Here is a 20,881-nt window from a genome sequence, read left to right as displayed (position 1 = left end):
AGACCATGGTCAGCGTTTTCGATATTTTCAAAATTGGTATCGGTCCATCGAGCTCCCACACCGTCGGCCCGATGAAAGCCGGCAAGCTGTTCACCGATGATTTGATTGCCCATCAACAGTTGATGGATACCACCCGCGTGATAGTGGATGTATACGGTTCGCTGTCTCTGACCGGCAAGGGTCACCACACCGACATCGCGATTATCATGGGGCTGGCGGGCAACCTGCCGCATGACGTGGACATTGACGGCATCGCCGGTTTTATTCGCGACGTTGAACAACGTGGCCGCCTGCTGCTGGCTAACGGCCGCCATGAGGTGGATTTCCCGTTGCAAGGCGGCATGAACTTCCACAGCGATAACCTGCCGCTGCACGAAAATGGCATGCGCATTCGCGCCTTTGGCGGCGAGCAACTGCTGCACAGTAAAACCTATTACTCGACCGGCGGCGGCTTTATCGTCGATGAAGAACATTTCGGCCAACCCGCGACAAATCAGGTTCAGGTGCCCTACCCGTTCCGATCGGCGCGTGACCTGCAGCAACACTGCAAGGATTCAGGCCTGTCGCTATCCGGCATGGTGATGCAAAACGAGCTGGCGCTGCACAGCAAGGCCGAGATCGACGCCCACTTCGCCGACGTCTGGCAGGTGATGCGCGCCGGCATCGAGCGCGGCATGAACAGCGAAGGCCTGTTGCCCGGCCCGATGAAAGTCCAGCGCCGCGCCGCCGCCCTGCGCCGCATGTTGGTCACCGGCGACAAGAACAATATCGACCCGATGAACGTGGTTGACTGGATCAACATGTTCGCCTTCGCCGTGAACGAAGAAAACGCCGCCGGCGGCCGCGTGGTGACTGCGCCGACCAACGGTGCCTGCGGCATCATCCCGGCGGTGCTGGCCTATTACGATCAGTTTATTCGCCCGGTGAATCCGAATTCCTATACCCGTTATTTCCTGGCTTCCGGCGTGATTGGCGCGCTGTACAAGATGAACGCGTCGATTTCCGGTGCAGAAGTGGGTTGCCAGGGGGAAGTGGGCGTCGCCTGCTCAATGGCGGCGGCGGGATTGGCGGAGCTGATGGGCGGTAGCCCGGCACAGGTTTGCATCGCGGCGGAGATCGCCATGGAGCACCATCTGGGGTTGACCTGCGATCCGCTGGCCGGCCAGGTTCAGGTGCCTTGTATCGAACGTAACGCGATTTCTGCGGTGAAGGCGGTCAACGCCGCACGCATGGCGCTGCGCCGCACCAGCGAGCCGCGCGTGTGCCTGGATAAGGTGATTGAAACCATGTATGAGACGGGCAAAGACATGAACGCCAAGTACCGCGAAACCTCGCAAGGTGGCCTGGCGATCAAGGTTGTGGCCTGTAACTGATAAAAGCGAGGGCGCAATGTTATCCATTGCGCCCTCTTTCATTATTATTGCCGTTAACCGAAAACGCTGCCGAACCACTGGCTCAGCTTCATCATCACCATGTCCCAAATGCGGCTGAAGAAGTTGCCTTCTTTCACTTCCTGCATCACCACCAGCGGGTATTGTTCAATGGTTTTACCGTCAAGCTGGAAATCAATGGTGCCCACCACCTGGTTTTTCGCCAGCGGCGCTTCCAGCGTTGGCTGATTCAGTTTGTAACTGGCTTTCAGATTTTTCATCTGCCCTTTCGGGATAGTGACCGCCGCATCTTTGGCGACGCCCAGCGGCACGTCGTTGATTTCACCGAACCACACGCGCTGAGTCACAAACGGCTTGTCGGTTTTAATCGGCGTGGCGGTTTCGTAGAAGCGGAAACCCCAGGTCAGCAGTTTTTCACTTTCGCTGAAACGAATACGGTCGCTCGGCGCGCCCAGCACCACCGAGATCAGGCGCATCGGGCCGTCGGTCGCGGATGCCACCAGGTTATGGCCGGCGCCGCCGGTGTAGCCGGTTTTGATGCCGTCGACATTCAGGTTGGAACTCCACAGCAGGCGGTTGCGGTTAACCTGGCGGATCTTGTTGAAGGTGAACTCTTTTTCTTTATGCAGCGCGTACTCAACCGGCACGTCGCGGATTAGCGCCTGGCTCAGCAATGCCATATCGCGCGCGGTGCTGTACTGCCCTTCCGCATCCAGGCCATGCACCGTCAGGAAATGGGTATTCTGCAAGCCCAGTGATTTGGCGTAGTTGTTCATCAGACCGACGAACGAATCCTGGCTGCCCGCCACATAATCGGCCAATGCGATGCTGGCATCATTGCCCGACTGAATGACGATGCCTTTGTTCAGTTCCATTACCGGCACCTGATCGCCCGGTTTGATAAACATCAGCGAAGAGCCGCGCAGCGCCGGGTTGCCGGTTGCCCAGGCGTCCTTACCGACGGTCACCATATCCTCCGGTTTGATCTTGCCGGCCTTGATGGCCTGGCCGATCACATAGCTGGACATGATTTTGGTCAGGCTGGCGGGATCGAGACGCGTATCGGCATTGCCCTCCGTCAGGATTTTGCCGCTGTTGTAATCCATCAGCACAAACGCCTTGGCGTCAACCTGCGGGGCCGCCGGCGCTTCGGCTGCCTGGATTGCAGGCGTAGCCAGCAACAAAATGCTGACGCTAAAGGTCAATTTCTTCAGGGAGGTGGATAAGTTTTTTTTCATCATGACGTCGCCAGAGTGTCCATTCAAATCATTGAAATAGCGTTAACTTTCAAACATGTTCACGTTTTCAGCCAACCAGCGAGAGTGGCTCGGCGCGCGTTTGCCAACCGCAGACTCCCTGCGGCCCCCCAACGGGTGAGCGGCGCACCAAAAATGCCCTTGCTGTGAGTTTATTAGATTTATCTTATTTTTGCAGGGTTTAGCATGAATTTTCATCATTTTTACATAACTGTACGCTCTGTCGCGCAATTTGGATGAAAAGCCAGCCATACGATGTTTTCTTATACCACTAACGGCTATACGGCTGCACATCTGAACCGCTGAACATCTGCGCATCTATACGTCCAAATCAGACTAATATATTCCAAAAATGCATATTGAACGGTTATTTGTTCTTTTTAATGCGCTTATTCACAGCGCTATCATCCAGATAACGGTTTTTAAACCGAATTATCCTGGAGATTACCCATGGCAATACCGCACTCCGTCATCGACATGATCGGCAATACCCCGATGCTGGAACTGACCCAGTTCGATACCGGCCCCTGCCGGCTGTTCGTCAAACTGGAAAACCAAAACCCCGGCGGCTCGATCAAGGATCGCGTGGCGCTGTCGATGATCGAGCAGGCCGAGCGCGACGGCAGCCTGCAACCCGGTGGCACCATCATTGAAGCCACCGCCGGCAATACCGGCCTGGGGCTGGCGCTGGTGGCGGCCCTGAAGGGCTATAAACTGCTGCTGGTGGTGCCGGATAAGATGAGCCGCGAGAAGATTTTCCATCTGCGTGCGCTGGGGGTTGAGGTGGTGCTGACGCGTTCGGACGTGGGCAAAGGCCACCCGGCTTACTATCAGGATTACGCCAAACGGCTGGCGGATGAGATCCCCGGCGCTTTCTATATCGATCAGTTCAACAATCCGGCCAACCCTGCGGCCCATACCCGCACCACTGCGCCTGAACTGTGGCAGCAGATGGAGAATCGGGTGGATGCCATCGTGGTCGGGGTCGGTTCAGGCGGTACCCTGGGCGGCCTGAGCCAGTATTTTGCCGACGTATCGCCGCAAACCGAGTTTGTGTTGGCCGACCCTGCCGGCTCGATCCTGGCGGACTATCTCGATAACGGCCAGATCGGCGAAGCCGGCAGTTGGCTGGTGGAAGGCATCGGCGAAGATTTCATTCCGCCGCTGAGCAACTTCAATCAGGTGCGTAACGCTTACCGCATCGGTGATGCCGAAGCCTTCACCACCGCGCGCGATCTGCTGCGCAAAGAAGGCGTGCTGGCCGGTTCATCCACCGGCACCCTTTTAGCCGCCGCGCTGCGCTATTGCCGGGCGCAGACCGAACCAAAACGCGTGGTCACCTTCGTTTGCGACAGCGGCAACAAATACCTGTCCAAAATGTATAACGATCACTGGATGCTGGAACAGGGCCTGTTGAGCAAACCGCAGCACGACGATCTGCGCGATCTGATCGCCTACCGTCACGACGAGGGCGCAGCGGTGTCGGTCGCGCCGGAAGATACTCTGGCGATCGTTCATGCCCGCATGCGGCTGTATGACATTTCGCAACTGCCGGTATTGGAGGGCGATCGCGTGGTCGGCCTGATCGATGAGTGGGATCTGCTCAATGCGGTTCAGGCGGACGCCAGCCACTTTAGTCTGCCGGCTACCCGCGCCATGACCCAGTCGGTCAACACCTTGCAAAAAGAGGCCAGCTATCAGGATTTGCTCGCCACCTTCAATCACGGCCACGTTGCGGTGGTGCTCGACGGCGAGCGCTTCCTCGGCCTGATTACCCGGACAGACGTGCTTAACGCCTGGCGCCAAAAATTACGTTAATAAGGATTATTGTATGGCCAAGTTCGATACGTTGACCGTTCATGCCGGATACACCCCGGACGCCACCGGCGCAGTGATGCCGGCTATCTACGCCACCTCGACCTACGCCCAACCGGCGCCGGGCGAGCACACCGGCTACGAATATTCACGCAGCGCCAACCCGACGCGCACCGCGCTCGAAAGCGCCATCGCCGAGCTGGAAGGCGGCAGCCGCGGCTACGCCTTTGCCTCCGGCCTTGCGGCCTGCTCAACGGTACTGGAGCTGCTCGATCAGGGCAGCCATCTGGTGGCGGTCGACGATCTGTACGGCGGCACCTACCGCCTGCTGGAAAAGGTGCGCAGCCGTACCGCCGGTTTACGCGTCACCTATGTTTCCCCGGAGGACATCGCCGCGCTGGAACAGGCGATCGAGCCGGAAACCAAAATGATCTGGGTAGAAACGCCCACCAACCCGCTGTTGAAGCTGGCCGATCTGAGCGCCATTGCCGCTATCGCCAAAAAACACGGGTTGATCAGCGTGGCGGACAACACTTTCGCCTCGCCGTATATTCAGCGGCCGCTGGAGCTGGGGTTCGATGTGGTGGTGCATTCCGCCACCAAATACCTTAATGGGCATTCCGACGTGGTGGCCGGAGTCGCTGCCGTGGGTGATAACGCGGCGCTGGCGGAACAACTGGGCTTCCTGCAAAACGCGGTGGGCGGCATCCTCGATCCGTTCAGCAGCTTCCTGACGCTGCGCGGTATCCGTACGCTGGCGTTGCGCATGGAGCGCCACAGCAACAGCGCCTTGCGTATCGCCCAGTGGCTGGAAACCCAGCCGCAGGTGGAGGATGTTTATTACCCAGGCCTGCCGAGCCACCCGCAGCACGCGCTGGCGGCAAAGCAAATGAGCAGCTTCGGGGGCATGATTTCGGTCCGGCTGAAAGGTGATGACGCCTTTGCGCGCCGGGTCATCAAGCGTTCGCAACTGTTCACCCTGGCGGAAAGCCTGGGCGGCGTTGAAAGCCTGATCAGCCAGCCATTCAGCATGACCCATGCGTCGATCCCGCTGGAGCAGCGGCTGAAAACCGGCATCACGCCGCAGTTGCTGCGCCTGTCGGTGGGGATTGAGGATGTGGAAGATTTGATCGCCGATCTGCAACAGGCGCTGGCGGAATAATCCCCCGTCATGAACATGAGATAAAAAGGCCTGGCTTACCGCCAGGCCTTTTTGTTATCCGCAGTCAAACGCCGACGACATCCTGATAGTGGCGCTGCGCCACATCGGGGTGGGAGCGGATCCGCCCCTTCAGATAGTTAAAGCCCACGTCGCGGAACAGCGGATTATGCGGATCGCTGGCCGGGCCGCGCGCCTCTGCCGCCAGTTGCGCAGGCAGTTGATACAACGGCACCACGGCGTCTAACCGTGCTCCCAGGAAGAAAGCGATCGACAGCCTGTCGCTTCCCGCCGGCGGCGTCTCCACCCGATGCACCGTAGCGCGCAAATAACCGTTGGTCGCCAGTTCCAGCAGCTCGCCGATGTTGACCACGAAGGTCTCCTCGCGCGGCTCGGCGTCGACCCAGTTCCCTTCGCTGACTTCGACCTGCAAACCTTTTTGCCGGTCTTGCAGCAGGAAGCTGAGGAAACCGGAATCCTTATGGGCACCCACCCCCTGCCCGCTGGCGGTCGCTTCGCGCCCCGGGTAACGGATCAGCTTGATGTGTTCATTCGGCTTCTCGCCGTAGAGCGGGTCAAACGCCTGCTCCGGCAACGAAAGCGCCAGCGCAAAAGCGCGCAGTAACCGCAACGACATGCCGGTCATCGCTTGCTGCCATTGCAACAGCAGCGGTTTCAGCTCGGGCAGCGCCTCTGGCCATTGATTCGGCCCCTGCAATCGTGCCCAGCGCGGCGTTTCTTCGGCCAGTTGCAACGCCGGGCGTTCCGCGCCGATATCAAACTGCTCGCGCCAGTCCGGCTGGCCACGCGTCAACTCCGCTGCCGCACGGTTATAGCCGCGAAAGTGTGGCGAATGAACCATCTGCACAGCCAGCTTGTCCGCTTCCGGTAACGCGAAAAATTGCCTTGCCCGCTGCTGCAATTGCGCATTCAACCGGGTATCGACGCCGTGTCCGCGCAGATAAAAGAAACCTACGTCACGCGCCGCCGCACGCAAGCCGTCGAGAAACGCCTGCCGCTGCTGCGCATCACCGTCAAGCTGCGAAAGATCCAACAGCGGCAGCGTCTTCAGCGTCAGTGGTGGTGTCATTGTCCTGTTCCTCGTCATCCCCAACAAAAACCGGGCCGGTATAAAGGCGAATTATCAACATTTTCAGCTCCTGAATGGCCTGCGTATACCCCTATAGTTACCACCCAGTCTGACGGGCGAGCCAATATTGTTGCGTTCTAAGATATGCAAAGGTTCAACAAAATGACGTAAAACCGTCATCAATGTTTCTTATGCTCTGCGCAATTTCGTCGCCGCCACTGGCTGGCGGCATAGGGTATCCGCTATTGTTGTATTCAACCCCCCGTTTCCCTCCCTGCCTGCCGGAGAAATACTGATGGATTTAGCCTTGTTCGACCTGGATGAGACCCTGATTGATGATGACAGCGCCAGCCTGTGGATCCGTTGGCTGGTGGCGGAAGGGTTCGCGCCGGCGGAACTGGAACAGCAGGAACAACAGCTGATGCAGCTCTATTACCAGGGCAAGCTGTCAATGGAGGACTACATGCAGGCCACCCTGACGCCGCTGACCGGCTTAAGCACCCAGACGGTGGCCGGTTGGGTACAGCGCTATATCCGACGCGATATCCTGCCGCGGGTTTATCCCGCTGCACGTGAGCGATTGCTGTGGCACCGCGAGCGCGGCGACTGCATTCTGGTCATTTCCGCCACCGGCGAACATCTGGTCGCGCCGATAGCCGAACAGCTCGGTGCCGACGGTGCGCTGGCGATTGGCGTCTCCATTGAAGACGGACGCTTCACCGGTGACACCTACGGCACCATGACCTACCAAAAAGGCAAGGTGATCCGCCTGAAGCAGTGGCTGGCGGAACACCCGGAGCTGAGCTTCGAACACAGCCACGGTTACAGCGACTCGCTGAACGACAAGGCGATGCTGGAATATGTCGACAGCGCTACGGTGATTAACCCAGACAGCGATCTGCATGCGTTGGCTGTCGAACACGGCTGGGAAGTGTGCCGCTGGGAACGCTGAAAGCGGGCAAAAAATGCCATCCGGATGTGACAAAACCCAAATTGTGGCGTAAGAATAATCACTTAGGTTTGTTAATCCGCTGAAGCTTAAAGAGGGGCTCTATGCTGACCATCTGGGGTCGTGAGAATTCAAATAATGTCAGAAAAGTGCTGTGGTGCGCCGCAGAGCTGGAGTTAAGCTACACCCATATCAATGCCGGCGGCGCATTCGGTAAGGTGAACGAAGAGCTCTATCGTTCGTTAAACCCGAATGGCCTGGTGCCGTTGCTGCAAGACGATGACTTCGTGCTCTGGGAATCGAATACCATCGTGCGTTATCTGGCGGCGAAGTTTGGCAGCGAGCCGTTCTACCCGCAGGATCTGCAGGCGCGAGCCAGCGCAGAGAAGTGGATGGACTGGACAACCTCCACTATCGTCGCGTCCTTCTCCATCGTGTTCTGGGGACTGGTGCGCACTAAACCAGAACTGCGCGACATGGCGAAAATCGAAGCGGCGATCGCCACGCTGGAAAAACACTTCGACGTGGTGGAAGCCACTCTGGGCAGCCAGCCTTATCTGTCCGGCGAAGCCTTCGGTTTCGGCGACATTCCGCTCGGCAGCTTTGCTTACGCCTGGTTCTCCATGCCGATTGAGCGCCGTCCGCGCCCGAACATGGAGCGCTGGTACCAACGGTTGACCGAACGCCCGGCCTATCAACGCGCCGTGATGAGCGAGTTAACCTGAGTGTTGCGCGCCCCGTTGGGGCGCTATGATTTCTCCGTCAGCCCGACACGCAACAGCTTGCCGTTATCCGCATCGGTTAACAGATAAATATAGCCATCCGGCCCTGTCCGTACCTCGCGGATCCTTTCCCCTCGATCCTCCAGCAACCGCTGTTCGGCGATCACCTTGTCGCCCTGCAACGTCAAACGAATCAATGCCTCCTGCGCCAGCGCACCGATAAACAGCGAGCCCTGCCATTCCGGGAAACGGCTACCGTTGTAAAACGCCATGCCGCTGATGCCCGGCGATACTTGCCAATAATGCAACGGCTGTTCGGTGCCGGCCACTTTCTGCCCTTTCGCCTCCGGGATCGCCAAACCGGAGTAATTGATGCCGTAGGTGGCGATAGGCCAGCCGTAGTTTTTGCCCGCCCGAGGAAGATTGATCTCATCGCCGCCGCGCGGGCCGTGCTCGTGCTCCCAGAGCGCTCCGCTCCACGGGTTCAGCGCCAGTCCTTGCGGGTTACGGTGACCATAAGACCAGATTTCCGGCCGCTTGCCGGCCTGGCCGACAAACGGATTATCCGGCGGTACCGCGCCGTCGGCAGTTAAGCGCACCACCTTACCTTGCAGCTTGTCCAAATCCTGCGCCGTCGGCCGTTGGTTATTTTCACCCAACGCGATAAACAGATAGCCCCGACGATCGAACGCCAACTTGCCGCCAAAATGGTTGCCGACCGACAGCTTCGGCTGCTGGCGGAAAATCACCTTGAAACCGTCCAGCCGCCGGTTGTCGGCGCTCAGCCGCCCATAGCCCACTGCGGTGCCCGCCTTGCCGTCATCACCCGCTTCGGCAAAGCTGAGGTAAACCCGGCGGCTGTCGGCAAAATCTGGCGCCAACAGCACTTCCAACAGGCCACCCTGCCCTTCGGCATACACCTGCGGCACGCCGGTAATCGGCGCTGACAGCCCTTTGCCCTGCTGCCATAACCGCAAACGCCCCGGTCGTTCGGTAATTAACATCCCTTGTTCACCGGGCAAAAACGCCAGCGACCACGGGTGTTCCAGCTTGTCTTGCAACTGCGTTACCGCCGGTGCGGCCTGTAGCAGGCCACTGAATAACAGCAAACCGGCCATCATGGTCAATCGGGGCATGGCATCCTCCTGGACAAAAACCGACCCATTCAGTGTAGCCCAGCAGGTCGATTCCGACGTTTGTTTTAAATTTCAATATGTTGAATTTTAGCCAAACTGAGCTTAAGTTAACGAATTACTCAGGAGAAAACATGGATATCACCGTAACCGATACACTCAGTGAAGACACCCTTGATGCCATCCGACAAGGTCTGAGGGCCCATAACAGCCCGTACATTGATGCCAGCCAGCGTAAACCGCTTGGCGTCTATACCCGGGATGCTTCCGGTCAGGTTGTCGCCGGGCTGACCGCAGAGACCTGGGGCTACTGGCTCAGCGTCGACTGGCTATGGGTGGCGGATTCGCAGCGTGGCACCGGGCTGGGCCGTAAAGTGCTGCTGGCCGCCGAACAGGAAGCTATCGCCCGTGGCTGTCGTTACGTTCGTTTAGATACCTTCAGTTTCCAGGCTCGGCCGTTCTACGAGAAACTTGGCTACCAACTCCAAATGACGCTAAAGAATTACCCGGTGGAGCATGAATGTTACTTGCTCACTAAAACCCTAATTGAATAAAACAGGTGGCCTGATGGAAACCGCAACCATGGTTGTGAACAGCGTGGCGTACAAAGCCGGTAAACGGCTGGGTGAAGTGACCATTGATGACATCAGCGACGTGGTCAAGCAGCCGGATACCTTCGTCTGGCTCGGGCTTTGGCAGCCGGAGGACGCCTTTATGCGCAAGGTGCAGGAAGAGTTCGGCCTGCACGATCTGGCGATTGAGGATGCGCTGTGCGCCCACCAACGGCCCAAGCTCGAAGCCTACGGCGATTCGCTGTTTATCGTGGTCAAAACCGCGCAGTGGGGCGACAACGAAGTCGAGTACGGTGAAACCCACTTCTTCGTGGGCAAAAACTTTTTGGTCACGGTGCGCCACGGCGCGTCACCCAGCTATGCGCCGATCAGAGCCAAAGCGGAGGAAAACCAGAAGCAGCTGTGCCACGGACCCGGCTTTGCACTGTATTCGGTGCTGGACTTTGTGGTGGATAACTACCGCACCGTAGTGGCCAAATTCGAGGCGAGCATCGAAGGCATCGAAGCCAACATGTTCAAATCGGAGTTTGATCAAGCCGCCATCGAGAACGTCTATACCCTGCGGCGGCACCTGCTGGCGCTGCGCAATGCCGCGTGGCCGATGGACGAAATCTGTAATCAACTCATTCGCCTGCATGAAGAGGTGATCCCGAAGGAACTGCGTGCCTACGTGCGGGACGTTCAGGATCATGCACGCCAGGTGGTCAGCAACATCGACGACATGCGCGAAATGCTGACCAATGCGATGCACGTGAACCTGGCGCTGGTCACCGTTAAACAGAACGAAGTGGTGAAACGGCTGGCGGGTTGGGGGGCGATCCTGGCGATCCCGACCGTGGTTTTCAGCCTGTACGGCATGAACTTTGCCGACATGCCCGAGCTGAAATTCCCCTGGGCCTACCACGCCACCCTCGGGGTGACCGTCGCCGGCTGTTTCTTCCTGTATCAGAAACTGAAGAAGTCCGGCTGGTTGTAAACGGCAACCCCGTTTTGCCAAATTACTCAGACAGTACCTGCGGTTGCGGGTTTTGCCGGGTCAACAGGCTACCAAGCACAAAGGCTACACCGCCCGCCAGCAGCCCACCGTAGATCGGGCTGTTGGCCTCGATGCCGTGATAATACATCAGCCCCAACACACACAGGCTACCGGCCAACATGCTCGCGATAGCGCCGGTGCTGGTGGCTCGCTGCCAGAAAATCGCCCCGACCAGCGGGATCAGCATGCCGCCCACCAGCAAATTATAAGCCAGCGTCAGTGCCGCCATGACATCCCTTACCAGAAACGCCAGCCCCAGCATAATCACGCCCATGATCAGGGTGGTCAATCGCCCGGCCGCCAGCCCGCCCGAAGGCCGCTTGCGGATCGCCGGCAACACGTCTTCCAGCGCGATGGTGGAAGAAGCCAACAGGCATGCGCTGGCGGTTGACATCAGCGCAGCCAGGGCGGCGGCGGCCACCAGCCCGCTAACGCCTGCCGGTAATACCGCCTGAGCGATGGCGGCAAAGGCGCCGTCGGTGTTGGCCAACTGCGGCAGGACAATCTTGCCCGCCATGCCGATCAGCGCACCTGTGACGCCATACAGCACACAGTAGACCCCGGCCCCCAGGCCGGCATAGCGCGCGACATTGGCGCTGCGGGCGGTAAATACCCTCTGCCAGATATCCTGACCAATCAGGATGCCAAAGAAGTAGATCAGGAAAAACACCAGTATGGTGTCCAGTCCGATGGACGACAGCTGATAATAACCGGCCGGCAACAGGTTACCGAAGGCTTCCCAGCCGCCGGCCTTGACGATACTCATCGGCATCAGCACCAGCATCATGCCGACGGTCATGATGATAAACTGGATGATATCGGTGAGCGTCAGTGACCACATGCCGCCCAGCGTAGAATAGAGCACCACCAAACCGCCCCCCAGCAGAATTGACGCGACAAAAGGCAGATCAAACATCACCTGCATCACGCTGCCGATGGCGATAATCGAGGTCACCGCCACCATCAGGTCATACGCCAACATGATGGCACCGCTGGTGACCCTGGCTGCCGGATGATAGCGGCGCGCCAGCACCTGGCTGACGGTATACAGCTTTAACTGGAGCAGCGGTTTGGCCAACACCGTGCTCAATACCACAATGCCCGCCCCCAGCGCGCCGCACAGCCACACGCCGGAGATGCCATAGGTATAACCCAGTTTGACGCTGCCGATGGTTGACGCGCCGCCGAGCACCACGGCGGACAACGTACCAAGATACAGCCCCGGCCCCAGATTGCGGCCGGCAACCAGGTAATCCTCTTTGGTGGCGGCACGTCGTACGCCCAACCAGCCCACCGCCCCTATCATCAAAAAATAAAACACCACTACCAGCAGATCGAGATTCATTGGCCACTCCGTATGCTTGTTGTTATGTGAACTCAGGCGCAACGGCTCCGCCGGTTCGGGTTCGCAGCGTCTTATCTGTCAGGCAGGACGCACAGCATTTCAAACAGCAGGTTTGCCGCCAGCAGAGCCGTGTTGCCGGAACGGTCATAAGCCGGCGAGACCTCCACCACGTCCGCGCCGATCAGATTCAACCCCCGGCATCCCCTGACGATCTCCAGCCCCTGCCAAACCGACAGCCCGCCCACCTCCGGTGTCCCGGTGCCCGGCGCAAACGCCGGATCCAGCCCGTCGATATCAAAGCTGAGGTAAACCGGAGCACCGCCCATTTGCTGACGCACCTCCGCCATCAACGGTGCCAGCGAGCGATACCAGCAGGCTTCCGCAGGCACCACACGGAACCCCTGCCGCCGCGACCAATCAAAATCGTCCGCCGCATAACCGCTGCCGCGCAGGCCAATCTGCACCACCCGTTGCGGCTCCAGCAGCCCTTCTTCATAGGCGCGGCGAAAAGTGGTGCCGTGGGCCAGCTTTTCGCCGAACATCTCTTCGTTGGTGTCAGAATGGGCGTCAACATGGATTAACCCAACCGGGCCATGATGGCGGGCGACGGCGCGCAGGATCGGCAGCGTCAGCGTGTGATCGCCCCCCAGCGTCAGCGGAACGCAACCGTGGGACAAAATGCCGTTATAGGCCAGCTCAATGCGACGAACACTGTCCTCCAGGCTGTAAGGATTAATGGCGATATCACCTAAATCGGCGACTTGCAGCCGCTCAAAAGGCGCGGCGCCGGTGCCCATGTTGTAGGGACGGAGCATCACCGACTCCTGGCGAATTTGCCGTGGCCCGTAGCGCGTTCCACTTCGATTCGAGGTGCCTATATCGAGAGGAATGCCGACAAAGGCCGCAGCCAGCCCCTGGGCATCATCGGCTACGGGCAGGCGCATCATGGTGGGGATGCCGGCAAAACGCGGCATCTCATTACCGCTCTGGGGTTGATTCAACATGTTCTTTCCTTTTCTCAGACGTCGAAAATGCCAACATTCAGATAACAAACACAGGCTACCCGCCGCCAGAAAGGGCTACCATTCCATCTTTGGAATGTAAGCATCGAAAACGCCGATGCCAGTAACACATTGAACTATTGATTTTTATTTCAAATCCATGACATATGAACGCAGGCTTCCAACCTTGGAGGCCCATTGCGATGATGTTATCAGAAGGTTAACAGCCGGCTATTCTTGCGGAGGGAAAGGTGCTCACCAACCTAAGCGATATCGATCTCAGACTGCTGCGGGTTTTTGTCGCCGTAGCCGAAGCCCAGGGCGTCAGCGCCGCCCAGGAGGCGCTGTTGATGAATCAGTCGACCATCAGCACCCACCTCGCCACGTTGGAGACCCGGCTGGGTTTTCGCCTGTGCCAACGTGGCCGATCCGGTTTTATGCTGACCCCGAAAGGGGAGCGCATACTGATCGCCTGCCGCAGTCTGTTCAACGCGGCACGCGACTTTACCCGGGTGAGCCAATCGCTAAATGGGTTGCTGACCGGCGATCTGCAGATCGGTCTGGTGGATAACCTGGTGTCGCTGCCGGGCAATCCGTTCAGTCACGCCATCAAACATTTTCAGCACCGGCATCAGGATGTTCAGTTGCAGTGCCGGATTTGCGCCCCCGCCGAACTCGAACAGGGGCTGCTGAATCAACAGCTCGATCTGGGGATCGGGTACTTTGGCCAGCAGTTGAATGAATTGCAGTATCAGCCGTGGCTCCAGGAAACGCAGGCGATTTATTGCAGCAACGATCATCCGCTGTTTACCGTCGAGCAACCGAGCCGCGAACAGATCGAAAATGCGCGCTGGGTTAAACGTGGCTATCTGCTGGCGCAACGGCTGTGCCCTATCGCACCTTTAAACCTCGGCGCGGTTGCCCACCATATGGAAAGCGTTGCCCATTTGGTGCTTAGCGGGGAATATCTCGGCTACCTGCCGACCCATTACGCCGCGCGCTGGGTGGAACAAGGGGTATTGAAACAATTGGGTGGGCAAGCGCTCTCATATCAAGCGGCGTTAAACCTGGTGACACGGCCCGGCCAGCCGAAGGAGGCGTTGAGCGCGTTGCTGGAGGATTTAAATCAATTGGCGCGGGAAGCGCAAAAAACAAACCCCGCGACAGCGGGGCTTGAGAGGCGAATTAGTTGACCGGCATACGTGCCGGATCCGGGTACTGGTACTCAAACCCCAGTTCGTTGCAGATGCGGCTGCCGTCTACCAGCCGGCCGCCCTGCTCGCTCTCGGCGGCAAACTGTGGCGGGGCCAAATGCAACTGCTCTGCCAGCGCCGGGTAGAACTCGCGCTTGGTCGGATGGGCCGGCGCGCACAGATTATAAACGTGGCCGCCTTTCGGCAGCTTCAGCAGCAGTTGAATGGCCGCAATCACATCATCCTGATGTACCAAATTAACCCCTTGCGAGCCGCCCTTGACGTCTACTTTGCCGGCCAGGAAACGGCCAGGGTGACGATCCGCGCCAACCAGCCCCGCCAGACGCAAAATATCCACCGAGGTGTTAGGCAGTTCATGCAGCCAGCGCTCAAGCTCCGCCAGCACACGCCCGGACGGCGTCACCGGCCTCAGCGGCGAATCTTCGCGCACCGTGCCGGCCGTTTCGCCATACACCGAGGTTGAACTGGTAAAAATGATGCGCGACACGCCAAAGGCCATCGCGCTGTCCACCAGCATGCGAACCGCATTGAAGTAGTTTTCGCTGCCTTCTACGGTACGGCGAGCGGGCAGCGTCACCACCAGCGCATCAACACTCAGCAACGGCTCCAGATCGTCCGGATCGCAAATCAGATCAGGCGTCATTTCCAGCCGATAACATTCAATCCCGCTCATGCGCGCGGCCTCGACGCCATCCGGCGTAGTTTTACTACCGACCACGTCAAACCCACGGCTCATCAGCGACAGGGCCAGCGGCATCCCCAGCCAGCCCAGACCAATAATGGCTACCTTTTTCATTATCTTCCTCTCTTGAAGATCGCAGCGCTCTGCCCATTAAGGCTACGCCACTCCGTGAGGTGATACAATCCACCCTGCTTAAGCTTAGGTAAAACCGTGTCTAGCTAATAACCCACCCTGTTTCAATAAATTAAATTTATGACTGTAAAAAAGGGTTGCGCGACAGACAGCGGATAGTTTAGGTTAATTAGCAATTCGGTTTGTACCGACATTTTACAGAGAAAACACCATGACACGCATTCAGTTCAACCACCATCATCACCATCATCCTGACTAGTCTTTCAGGCGATGTGTGCTGGGAGACGGTTTCTTAATCTTCCAGTGGCGCGCAGAATGCAAGAGAGAGCCCTCGGAAGATTTCTTCCGAGGGTTTTTTTTTGGCTCCGGACAGACAGAAAAATAATTTTTACAATAAATTCATAAAATTACAGATTAAAACAGAGGTTACCATGCTGGACAAAACACGTTTACGGATAGCAATGCAGAAATCGGGCCGCCTGAGTGATGAATCCCAGGAACTGCTGGCGCGTTGCGGGATCAAAATCAACCTGCAACAACAGCGCCTGATTGCCTTCGCCGAGAATATGCCGATTGATATCCTGCGCGTGCGTGATGACGATATCCCAGGGCTGGTCATGGATGGCGTGGTTGATCTGGGCATCATCGGTGAGAACGTGCTGGAAGAAGAGCTGCTCACCCGTCGCGCCCAGGGCGAAGACCCGCGTTACTTCACCCTGCGCCGCCTGGACTTCGGCGGCTGTCGCCTGTCGCTGGCCGCACCGCTCGACAGTGAATACAACGGCCCGCAAAGCCTGCAAGACTCCCGCATCGCCACCTCTTACCCGCACCTGCTGAAGCAATACCTCGACAAACAGGGCGTGCGCTTCAAATCTTGCCTGCTGAACGGTTCCGTCGAAGTGGCACCGCGCGCCGGTCTGGCCGACGCCATCTGTGACCTGGTCTCTACCGGCGCAACTCTGGAAGCCAACGGCCTGCGTGAAGTCGAAGTGATTTACCGCTCCAAAGCCTGCCTGATCCAGCGCGACGGCGAAATGCCGGAGGCGAAACAACAGTTGATCGATCGCCTGATGACCCGTATTCAGGGCGTAATCCAGGCACGCGAATCCAAATACATCATGCTGCACGCGCCGAGCGAGCGCCTGGACGAAATCGTCGCGCTGCTGCCGGGTGCCGAGCGCCCTACCATTCTGCCGCTGGCCGGCGCGCAAAACCGCGTGGCGATGCACATGGTCAGCAGTGAAACCCTGTTCTGGGAAACCATGGAGAAGCTGAAAGCGCTCGGTGCCAGCTCCATTCTGGTGTTGCCAATTGAGAAGATGATGGAGTAACGCCATGTCGACCTTCAATACCCTCGTCAATTGGGCGGACTGCAGCGAGCAACAGCGGGCAGAACTGCTGATGCGCCCGGCGATCGCAGCCGAAGACAGCATCACCCGCACGGTGCGCGAAATCCTCGACAACGTGAAGGCCAAGGGTGATCAGGCACTGCGTGATTACAGCGCCAAATTTGATAAAACCGAGGTTGGCGCGCTGCGCGTCACCGCAGAACAAATCGCCGCAGCCGGCCCTCGCCTGAGTGACGAGGTCAAGCAGGCGATGGCGGTGGCGGTGGCCAATGTGGAAACCTTCCACAATGCGCAACAACTGCCGCCGGTCGATGTGGAAACCCAACCTGGCGTACGCTGCCAGCAGGTAACCCGCCCGATCGACTCCGTCGGCCTGTATATTCCCGGCGGTTCCGCACCGCTGTTTTCTACCGTGCTGATGCTGGCAACCCCGGCGCGCATCGCCGGCTGCCGCCGCGTGGTGCTCTGTTCGCCGCCGCCGATTGCCGACGAAATTCTCTATGCCGCGCAGTTGTGCGGCGTGCGGGAAGTCTTTCAGGTAGGTGGCGCGCAGGCCATTGCCGCCATGGCGTTCGGCACCGATTCCGTGCCGCGTGTGGCGAAAATCTTCGGACCGGGCAATGCCTTTGTCACCGAAGCCAAACGCCAGATCAGCCAACGGCTGGACGGTGCGGCTATCGATATGCCGGCCGGCCCTTCAGAAGTGCTGGTGATCGCCGACAGCGGCGCCACTCCGGCGTTTGTCGCCTCTGACCTGCTGTCGCAGGCGGAACACGGCCCAGACTCCCAGGTGATCCTGCTGACCCCGGACGCGGCCATGGCGCAGGCGGTGGCCGTTGCGGTGGAGCAGCAGTTGGCTCAGTTGCCGCGCGCCGAAACCGCCCGTCAGGCGCTGGCCAGCAGCCGACTGATCGTCGCCAAAGATTTGGACGAGTGCATTGCCATCAGCAACCAATATGGCCCGGAACACCTGATCATTCAGACCCGTAACGCCCGCGAGCTGGTCGACAGCATCACCAGCGCCGGTTCGGTGTTCCTTGGCGACTGGTCGCCGGAGTCCGCCGGTGACTACGCTTCCGGCACCAACCACGTATTGCCGACCTATGGCTATACCGCCACCTGTTCCAGCCTGGGCCTGGCGGATTTCCAGAAACGCATGACGGTGCAGGAACTGACGCCGCAGGGCTTTATGAATCTGGCGGCCACCATTGAAACGCTGGCCACCGCCGAGCAATTGATTGCCCACAAAAACGCCGTCACCCTGCGCGTTGCCGCCCTGAAGGAGCAAGCATGAGCATAGAAAATCTGGCACGCGCCAACGTTCGCGAGCTGACCCCTTATCAATCGGCACGCCGCCTGGGCGGCAACGGCGACGTGTGGCTGAATGCCAACGAATACCCGACCGCGCCGGAATTCCAACTGACCGCCCAAACCTTTAACCGTTACCCGGAATGCCAGCCCGCGCTGGTGATCGAGCGCTACGCCGATTACGCCGGGGTTAACAAAGAGCAGGTGCTGGTCAGCCGTGGCGCGGATGAAGGCATTGAGCTGTTGATCCGTGCGTTCTGCGAGCCGGGCAAAGACGCTATTTTGTTCTGTCCGCCGACCTACGGCATGTACGCCGTCAGCGCCGAAACCTTCGGCGTGGAGCGCCGCACCGTAGCGGCCAGGCAAGACTGGCAGTTGGATTTGCCGGCTATCGCCGACAGCCTGGACAACGTGAAACTGATTTATGTCTGCAGCCCGAACAACCCGACCGGCAATCTGATCGATCCCGACGACCTGCGCACGCTGCTGGAGATGGCCAAAGGCAAGGCGATCGTCGCAATTGACGAGGCCTATATCGAATTCTGCCCACAGGCAAGCTGCGCCGGTTGGTTAAAAGACTACCCGCACCTGGCGATCCTGCGCACTCTGTCGAAGGCCTTCGCGCTGGCCGGCCTGCGCTGTGGTTTTACGTTGGCTAATGAAGATCTCATTACCCTGCTGCTTAAGGTGATTGCACCCTACCCACTGTCGACGCCGGTGGCCGACATCGCCGCTCAGGCGCTCAGCACCGAAGGGATCCGCACCATGCGTCAGCGCGTTACCGAGATATCGGCCAACCGAAGCTGGCTGCAACGCGAACTGGAAAACTGCGCCTGCGTTGAACAGGTTTTCACCAGCGACAGCAATTACCTGCTGGCACGATTCACTGCCTCAAGTAATGTGTTTAAAACCTTATGGGATCAGGGCATTATCTTAAGAGACCAAAATAAACAGCCTGGGTTGTCCGGTTGCCTGCGCATCACCATAGGCACCCGCGACGAATGTCGGCGTGTCGTCGATGCGCTGTCAGCCCTGCCCGGAGCAACCAAGACTCGCCAGGAGCCAATGTGAGCCAGAAATTCCTCTTTATTGACCGTGACGGCACGCTGATTGCTGAACCGCCGGAAGACTTCCAGGTCGATCGCCTGGACAAGCTGGCGCTGGAGCCGGACGTGATCCCTTCGCTGCTGAGTTTGCAGCAGGCCGGTTATCAGCTGGTGATGATCACCAATCAGGATGGCCTCGGCACCGCCAGTTTCCCGCAGGAAACCTTCGATGCGCCACATGGCCTGATGATGCAGATCCTCAGCTCACAGGGCGTTCACTTTGAAGATATCCTGATCTGCCCGCATCTGCCGGCGGACAACTGCGACTGCCGCAAGCCGAAGACCGCGCTGGTGAAAGGCTATCTGGAACCAGGCGTGATGGATACCGCCCACAGCTATGTGATCGGCGATCGCCCGACCGACGTTCAGTTGGCGGAAAACATGGGTATTCAGGGGCTGCGCTATCAGCGCGACGCGCTGGGCTGGAAAGAGATCACTCGCCAATTGACCCAACGTGACCGCCACGCGCGGGTTAATCGCGTCACCAAAGAAACGCAGATCGACGTCAACGTTTGGCTGGATCGCGAAGGCGGCAGCAAGATCAAGACCGGCGTCGGCTTCTTCGACCACATGCTGGATCAGATCGCCACCCACGGCGGCTTCCGCATGGACATCGACGTGAAAGGCGACCTGTATATCGACGATCACCACACGGTAGAAGACACCGGCCTGGCGCTCGGCGAAGCCTTGAACAAAGCGCTGGGCGACAAGCGCGGCATCGCCCGTTTCGGCTTCGTGCTGCCAATGGACGAGTGCCTGGCGCGTTGCGCGCTGGATATCTCCGGCCGCCCGCACCTGGAATATAAGGCCGAGTTCAACTACCAGCGCGTCGGCGATCTCAGCACCGAAATGGTCGAACACTTCTTCCGTTCGCTGTCATACACCATGGGCTGCACACTGCACCTGAAAACCAAAGGCAAAAACGACCACCACCGGGTCGAAAGCCTGTTCAAAGTGTTTGGCCGCACGCTGCGCCAGGCAATCCGCGTTGAGGGCAACACCCTCCCGAGTTCGAAAGGAGTGCTGTGATGAACGTGGTGATTCTGGACACCGGCTGCGCCAACCTTTCGTCTGTCACCTATGCGGTGCAGCGGTTGGGTTACCAGCCGGAGGTGAGCCGTGATCCGGAGATCGTGCTGCGCGCCGACAAGCTGTTCCTGCCGGGCGTCGGCACCGCGCAGGCGGCGATGGATCAATTGAAAGAGCGCGAGCTGATTGATCTGATCAAAGCCTGCACCCAGCCGGTGCTGGGCATTTGCCTCGGCATGCAGTTGCTGGCGAAAAGCAGCGAAGAAAGCGGCGGCATCAACACGCTGGGCATTATCGACACGCCGGTGGTGCAGATGACCGACTTCGGTCTGCCGTTGCCGCACATGGGCTGGAATCAGGTTTCCGCGCAGGCAGGCCACCATCTGTTCCGCGGTATCGAAGACGGTGCCTACTTTTACTTCGTTCACAGCTATGCGATGCCGATATGCTCAAGCACCATCGCCCAGGCGAACTACGGCGAGCCCTTCACCGCCGCCGTGCAAAAAGACAATTTCTTCGGCGTGCAGTTTCATCCAGAGCGATCTGGAGCGGCCGGCGCGCAGCTGTTGAAAAACTTTCTGGAGATGTAGGC

The 20,881-nt window shown here is 58.7% G+C and carries 20 protein-coding genes and 1 other annotated feature; of the genes, 14 read left to right on the top strand and 6 right to left on the bottom strand.

From position 1 onward, the window contains the following. Positions 1–5: 5 nt before the first annotated feature. Positions 6–1,373 (top strand): L-serine ammonia-lyase, encoded by a 1,368-nt coding sequence (locus tag ACTJJ1_RS01740; protein WP_122289514.1) that lies wholly within the window; start codon positions 6–8, stop codon positions 1,371–1,373. A 53-nt stretch (positions 1,374–1,426) separates the two neighbouring features. On the opposite strand, the gene ACTJJ1_RS01735 is transcribed toward ACTJJ1_RS01740, so the two are convergent. Beyond that, positions 1,427–2,632, bottom strand: a complete 1,206-nt coding sequence (locus ACTJJ1_RS01735; RefSeq protein ID WP_004942494.1) for a serine hydrolase — start codon at positions 2,630–2,632, stop codon at positions 1,427–1,429. Positions 2,633–3,097: 465 nt separating this feature from the next. Here ACTJJ1_RS01735 and ACTJJ1_RS01730 point away from each other — a divergent pair, with 465 nt between their 5' ends. Both ACTJJ1_RS01730 and ACTJJ1_RS01725 read left to right on the top strand, forming a co-directional pair. Further along, complete coding sequence (locus ACTJJ1_RS01730) at positions 3,098–4,465, top strand: pyridoxal-phosphate dependent enzyme (RefSeq protein WP_062792965.1); 1,368 nt, start codon at positions 3,098–3,100, stop codon at positions 4,463–4,465. 13 nt (positions 4,466–4,478) lie between these two features. Next, entirely contained in the window at positions 4,479–5,624 is a 1,146-nt protein-coding gene (locus ACTJJ1_RS01725) for a trans-sulfuration enzyme family protein (protein ID WP_004942492.1), read from the top strand. Between the two features lie 64 nt (positions 5,625–5,688). Here the strand turns inward: ACTJJ1_RS01725 and ACTJJ1_RS01720 are convergent, their stop codons facing one another. Then, positions 5,689–6,711: an isopenicillin N synthase family dioxygenase gene (locus ACTJJ1_RS01720; RefSeq protein WP_004942491.1), complete on the bottom strand. Its 1,023-nt coding sequence runs from the start codon at positions 6,709–6,711 to the stop codon at positions 5,689–5,691. Between the two features lie 295 nt (positions 6,712–7,006). Here ACTJJ1_RS01720 and ACTJJ1_RS01715 point away from each other — a divergent pair, with 295 nt between their 5' ends. Both ACTJJ1_RS01715 and ACTJJ1_RS01710 read left to right on the top strand, forming a co-directional pair. Continuing rightward, positions 7,007–7,663 (top strand): HAD family hydrolase, encoded by a 657-nt coding sequence (locus ACTJJ1_RS01715; protein ID WP_004942490.1) that lies wholly within the window; start codon positions 7,007–7,009, stop codon positions 7,661–7,663. A gap of 101 nt (positions 7,664–7,764) precedes the next feature. Continuing rightward, positions 7,765–8,385, top strand: coding sequence for a glutathione S-transferase family protein (locus ACTJJ1_RS01710; RefSeq protein WP_004942485.1), 621 nt, complete (start codon positions 7,765–7,767; stop codon positions 8,383–8,385). A 23-nt stretch (positions 8,386–8,408) separates the two neighbouring features. Here ACTJJ1_RS01710 and ACTJJ1_RS01705 read toward each other — a convergent pair whose 3' ends face one another. Further along, positions 8,409–9,518, bottom strand: a complete 1,110-nt coding sequence (locus ACTJJ1_RS01705) for a PQQ-dependent sugar dehydrogenase (RefSeq protein WP_020438773.1) — start codon at positions 9,516–9,518, stop codon at positions 8,409–8,411. Between the two features lie 131 nt (positions 9,519–9,649). On the opposite strand from ACTJJ1_RS01705, the gene ACTJJ1_RS01700 reads away from it, so the two are divergent. Together ACTJJ1_RS01700 and ACTJJ1_RS01695 are read left to right on the top strand one after the other, a co-directional pair. Beyond that, positions 9,650–10,069, top strand: coding sequence for a GNAT family N-acetyltransferase (locus tag ACTJJ1_RS01700; protein WP_004942481.1), 420 nt, complete (start codon positions 9,650–9,652; stop codon positions 10,067–10,069). Positions 10,070–10,082: 13 nt separating this feature from the next. After that, a complete protein-coding gene (locus ACTJJ1_RS01695; RefSeq protein ID WP_004942465.1) occupies positions 10,083–11,063 on the top strand; it encodes a magnesium and cobalt transport protein CorA in 981 nt (326 codons plus the stop codon). A gap of 22 nt (positions 11,064–11,085) precedes the next feature. Here ACTJJ1_RS01695 and ACTJJ1_RS01690 read toward each other — a convergent pair whose 3' ends face one another. Next, the gene (locus tag ACTJJ1_RS01690) at positions 11,086–12,468 is read right to left on the bottom strand and encodes a sodium:solute symporter (RefSeq protein ID WP_202291847.1); all 1,383 of its coding nucleotides are present in this window, start codon (positions 12,466–12,468) and stop codon (positions 11,086–11,088) included. 71 nt (positions 12,469–12,539) lie between these two features. Continuing rightward, entirely contained in the window at positions 12,540–13,472 is a 933-nt protein-coding gene (speB, locus tag ACTJJ1_RS01685; protein WP_004942460.1) for an agmatinase, read from the bottom strand. 248 nt (positions 13,473–13,720) lie between these two features. Here speB and ACTJJ1_RS01680 point away from each other — a divergent pair, with 248 nt between their 5' ends. Next, positions 13,721–14,662, top strand: a complete 942-nt coding sequence (locus ACTJJ1_RS01680; protein ID WP_440832123.1) for a LysR family transcriptional regulator — start codon at positions 13,721–13,723, stop codon at positions 14,660–14,662. On the opposite strand, the gene ACTJJ1_RS01675 is transcribed toward ACTJJ1_RS01680, so the two are convergent. Next, positions 14,655–15,479, bottom strand: a complete 825-nt coding sequence (locus tag ACTJJ1_RS01675; protein ID WP_004942456.1) for an SDR family oxidoreductase — start codon at positions 15,477–15,479, stop codon at positions 14,655–14,657. The genes ACTJJ1_RS01680 and ACTJJ1_RS01675 overlap by 8 nt on opposite strands. A gap of 229 nt (positions 15,480–15,708) precedes the next feature. Between ACTJJ1_RS01675 and hisL the strand changes: the two genes are divergently transcribed. The 6 genes from hisL to hisH all read left to right on the top strand — a co-directional run bounded on the left by hisL (position 15,709) and on the right by hisH (position 20,879). Further along, the gene (hisL, locus tag ACTJJ1_RS01670; protein ID WP_110605893.1) at positions 15,709–15,756 is read left to right on the top strand and encodes a his operon leader peptide; all 48 of its coding nucleotides are present in this window, start codon (positions 15,709–15,711) and stop codon (positions 15,754–15,756) included. Further along, positions 15,732–15,858: a sequence feature (His leader region), on the top strand. Its footprint overlaps the gene before it by 25 nt. Positions 15,859–15,928: 70 nt before the next feature. Continuing rightward, positions 15,929–16,828, top strand: coding sequence for an ATP phosphoribosyltransferase (hisG, locus tag ACTJJ1_RS01665; protein ID WP_004942454.1), 900 nt, complete (start codon positions 15,929–15,931; stop codon positions 16,826–16,828). A gap of 4 nt (positions 16,829–16,832) precedes the next feature. Beyond that, positions 16,833–18,140 (top strand): histidinol dehydrogenase, encoded by a 1,308-nt coding sequence (gene hisD, locus ACTJJ1_RS01660; protein WP_004942451.1) that lies wholly within the window; start codon positions 16,833–16,835, stop codon positions 18,138–18,140. After that, on the top strand, positions 18,137–19,225 hold the full coding sequence (hisC, locus tag ACTJJ1_RS01655; RefSeq protein ID WP_006324443.1) for a histidinol-phosphate transaminase: 1,089 nt from the start codon (positions 18,137–18,139) through the stop codon (positions 19,223–19,225). Before hisD ends, hisC begins: the two co-directional genes overlap by 4 nt. Next, positions 19,222–20,289, top strand: a complete 1,068-nt coding sequence (gene hisB, locus ACTJJ1_RS01650) for a bifunctional histidinol-phosphatase/imidazoleglycerol-phosphate dehydratase HisB (protein ID WP_004942447.1) — start codon at positions 19,222–19,224, stop codon at positions 20,287–20,289. Before hisC ends, hisB begins: the two co-directional genes overlap by 4 nt. Next, complete coding sequence (gene hisH, locus ACTJJ1_RS01645) at positions 20,289–20,879, top strand: imidazole glycerol phosphate synthase subunit HisH (RefSeq protein WP_006324441.1); 591 nt, start codon at positions 20,289–20,291, stop codon at positions 20,877–20,879. The genes hisB and hisH overlap by 1 nt, the downstream gene beginning before the upstream one ends. Positions 20,880–20,881: the final 2 nt, after the last annotated feature.

It is taken from the genome of Serratia sp. 22264, assembly GCF_052045345.1.
GTDB lineage: Bacteria > Pseudomonadota > Gammaproteobacteria > Enterobacterales > Enterobacteriaceae > Serratia > Serratia plymuthica.
This window is presented reverse-complemented; position numbering and strand designations above follow the sequence as displayed.

Coding starts and splice junctions, on each gene's coding strand:
- ACTJJ1_RS01740 (WP_122289514.1), top strand. CDS start 6: ATGGTCAGCGTTTTCGATATTTTCAAAATTGGTATCGGTCCATCGAGC.
- ACTJJ1_RS01735 (WP_004942494.1), bottom strand. CDS start 2,632: ATGATGAAAAAAAACTTATCCACCTCCCTGAAGAAATTGACCTTTAGC.
- ACTJJ1_RS01730 (WP_062792965.1), top strand. CDS start 3,098: ATGGCAATACCGCACTCCGTCATCGACATGATCGGCAATACCCCGATG.
- ACTJJ1_RS01725 (WP_004942492.1), top strand. CDS start 4,479: ATGGCCAAGTTCGATACGTTGACCGTTCATGCCGGATACACCCCGGAC.
- ACTJJ1_RS01720 (WP_004942491.1), bottom strand. CDS start 6,711: ATGACACCACCACTGACGCTGAAGACGCTGCCGCTGTTGGATCTTTCG.
- ACTJJ1_RS01715 (WP_004942490.1), top strand. CDS start 7,007: ATGGATTTAGCCTTGTTCGACCTGGATGAGACCCTGATTGATGATGAC.
- ACTJJ1_RS01710 (WP_004942485.1), top strand. CDS start 7,765: ATGCTGACCATCTGGGGTCGTGAGAATTCAAATAATGTCAGAAAAGTG.
- ACTJJ1_RS01705 (WP_020438773.1), bottom strand. CDS start 9,518: ATGCCCCGATTGACCATGATGGCCGGTTTGCTGTTATTCAGTGGCCTG.
- ACTJJ1_RS01700 (WP_004942481.1), top strand. CDS start 9,650: ATGGATATCACCGTAACCGATACACTCAGTGAAGACACCCTTGATGCC.
- ACTJJ1_RS01695 (WP_004942465.1), top strand. CDS start 10,083: ATGGAAACCGCAACCATGGTTGTGAACAGCGTGGCGTACAAAGCCGGT.
- ACTJJ1_RS01690 (WP_202291847.1), bottom strand. CDS start 12,468: ATGAATCTCGATCTGCTGGTAGTGGTGTTTTATTTTTTGATGATAGGG.
- speB (WP_004942460.1), bottom strand. CDS start 13,472: ATGTTGAATCAACCCCAGAGCGGTAATGAGATGCCGCGTTTTGCCGGC.
- ACTJJ1_RS01675 (WP_004942456.1), bottom strand. CDS start 15,479: ATGAAAAAGGTAGCCATTATTGGTCTGGGCTGGCTGGGGATGCCGCTG.
- hisG (WP_004942454.1), top strand. CDS start 15,929: ATGCTGGACAAAACACGTTTACGGATAGCAATGCAGAAATCGGGCCGC.
- hisD (WP_004942451.1), top strand. CDS start 16,833: ATGTCGACCTTCAATACCCTCGTCAATTGGGCGGACTGCAGCGAGCAA.
- hisC (WP_006324443.1), top strand. CDS start 18,137: ATGAGCATAGAAAATCTGGCACGCGCCAACGTTCGCGAGCTGACCCCT.
- hisH (WP_006324441.1), top strand. CDS start 20,289: ATGAACGTGGTGATTCTGGACACCGGCTGCGCCAACCTTTCGTCTGTC.